The sequence below is a fragment of the Solemya elarraichensis gill symbiont genome (assembly GCF_002021095.1).
GTDB lineage: Bacteria > Pseudomonadota > Gammaproteobacteria > Chromatiales > Chromatiaceae.
This window is the reverse complement of sequence record NZ_MPRK01000243.1, coordinates 1-2,575: the sequence shown is the minus strand read 5'-3', so window position 1 is coordinate 2,575 and position 2,575 is coordinate 1. Positions and strand designations below refer to the sequence as shown.

Sequence of the window (2,575 nt, the reverse complement as noted above, 5' to 3'; positions counted from 1 at the left end):
GATCTTCTCAACATCGAGTCGGATCTGCTCAATCAGTGCGATCACCTCTTCGCTCGTTTCTGCATTACACAGCAATGCAAATTCCTCACCGCCAACACGGCCAAAAATTGTTCCTTCTCCAAGTTCACTGCTGACTGTACTAGTCACTGCCTTGATCACCTTGTCTCCTGTCGGATGACCATAAGTGTCGTTGATCGCCTTGAACTTATCGATGTCTATCATTACCGCGAAAAGATCGTTTCTGCCTTTATTCCAGCGTTTTCCCCCAGCTTGAAAAACATGCCACGGTTATAGATTCCAGTCATCTTGTCATAGGAAGAGATAAACTCCAGGTGTTTTATCAAAGAACGTAACTGGAGATGGGTTTTGACTCGTGCACGCAGCTCCTTGTCTTTGAACGGCTTGGTCACGTAATCAACACCACCGACATCAAAACCCTTCTCGATAGAGTTCTCGTCAGTTTTGCCAGTAATAAAAATCACGGGGACTTCTGCCTTGTCTTCACTCGCCTTGAGCGCCTCGCAAACCTGGTAGCCATCCATCCCCGGCATAACGATATCGAGCAGTACCAGGTCGATCTCCTCCTCAGCAGCAATCTCCAGCGCCGTTTCACCGTCGCGGGCAACAAGAATATCGTAGCTATCGCCCATGATGTCGAGAACCATGTCGATATTACTCTTGGCATCATCTACCAGCAGGATTGTTGAAGTCTCATTCTGCATTGTTCTTCTCCAGGTAGCTGATTGCTGACTTGAAGTCGTATTCATCGATGAACTCGGTGAGTTTCGTGAGGATCTCCCTGTCATCATCAGAAAATTGATAGGCGGCCATCTCTTCAAGCAATGGTATGCAATTGCGTGGGCGCTTTGTCAGCACCGCTTCGTGTAATTGCTTAAACAATTCATCACGTTTTTGTGACGAGATCGTCAGCTTCACACCTGTGTCGACCTCATCCTGCGGCACCATTTCATCAATCACTGCTATCGTTTTAGTAATAGCCTCGACCAACTGTGGCAACTGTTCTTTCTTTGTTTCGGCATTTTCAGCAGTATCAATCGAATGAGCCAGTGGATAGACTTTCTCGAGCCTGAGGTTACCGCTGACACCTTTGACGGTATGAATCAGGCGATTAAATTCTTCACTACCAATAGCATCCGGAACAAGCATTGCGCCCGCCTCACGATACTCTTTCGTGAATGTTCTCAAGGCTCGGTAGGCACTATCAATTGAGTGGACGGTATCGACAAGGTTGGCAATATCAACCACTCCGGCAAACGCTTCGACTGGAATCTCCTCTTTCACACCATCGTCACCCTGCGCCTCGACAATTTCGTGTTCCAGGTAGTGTGACAGCATCTGTTCCAGTTCGGCCAGGTTAATAGGCTTGGCTAGATGACCGTTCATCCCTATCTCCTCGGTGCGCTCCTTGTCTCGCTTCATGACTGCCGCGCTAAGTGCAATAATAGGTATCTCTTTATTGAATTTTCGTATGTTGCGGGTTGCTTCAAATCCGTCCATAACCGGCATCTGCAAATCCATCAGGATCAGGTCGAATTCTTTCTCACGCGCTATCTTGACCGCCTCCTCGCCATCAACAGCTATCGAGACTTCGAGACCGTAATGCTCCAGATTCTCAACCGCAACATCCCGGTTGATCTCGTTATCTTCAACCAGCAACACGCGGCCACTCGCCTTGAATACCTGTTTCTCCCTGTGCTCTGCAATCTCTTTTTCACCATGTTGATAAGCAAGTGCATCAAATAGCGATGATGATGTGAACGGCTTGCTGACCACCCTGTCAAGTTCAACGCTCTTCTCCCTCGCTTCAGCCATCAGGCCGGCACGTTCGTATGCAGTGACCATAACGATGTGCGGACACTTCACACCATGCTCTTCCTTCATAATCTTGACCAACTCTACACCGTCAAGACCTGGCATGCGCCAGTCTGTAATCAGGTAGTCATACTCATTCTCCCTGGCCAGGCGAAGTGCCTCCTGCGGCTCATTACACAGCGTTGCCGTGACTCCCCAGGAATAGAGAATGTGGTCGATAATCTGCAAGTCATTGATGCTGTCGTCAACCACCAGTACGTTCTTCTTGCTGAGGCCCGATCCTTTTGAGGCGATTGTGCGTGTCTTCTTGTCGTAGGCAAGATCGAGGGTAAAGTAGAAATTTGAACCTTCGCCGATGGTGCTCTCTACCCAGATTGTTCCATCCATCAACTCGACCAACTGCTTGCAGATTGCGAGTCCAAGGCCTGTACCGCCATACTTGCGTGTTGTAGAACTATCAACCTGGGAGAATGACTGAAACAGTTTTTTCTGCTCAGGAGGCGTCATGCCAATACCTGAGTCCTGCACCCTGCACAACAGCACGATACGGTCATCGGACCTGCCCTTGATCTTTACCTCGATGTTGATCTCTCCCTCCTCGGTAAATTTCACGGCGTTACCGACAAGGTTGTTGAAGATCTGTGTAATGCGCAGCGGGTCGCCAATCAGCATGGTCGGCAATTCAGGATCCGTTGCAAGGTGAAGAGTGATACTCCTCTCCTGGGTACTAAACTCAAACAGG

General features: G+C 49.0%; 3 protein-coding genes. All 3 read right to left on the bottom strand.

Features of this window, described 5'->3' with window-relative positions; all coding sequences use genetic code 11:
* Positions 1-222 (bottom strand): GGDEF domain-containing protein (locus BOW51_RS09685; RefSeq protein WP_135568226.1); only part of this gene is annotated, 222 nt, incomplete at its 3' end.
* The gene (locus tag BOW51_RS09680) at positions 222-722 is read right to left on the bottom strand and encodes a response regulator (RefSeq protein WP_167367317.1); all 501 of its coding nucleotides are present in this window, start codon (positions 720-722) and stop codon (positions 222-224) included. The genes BOW51_RS09685 and BOW51_RS09680, both read right to left, overlap by 1 nt.
* On the bottom strand, positions 712-2,575 hold a 1,864-nt coding region (locus BOW51_RS09675), incomplete at its 5' end, for a response regulator (protein ID WP_135568225.1). The genes BOW51_RS09675 and BOW51_RS09680, both read right to left, overlap by 11 nt.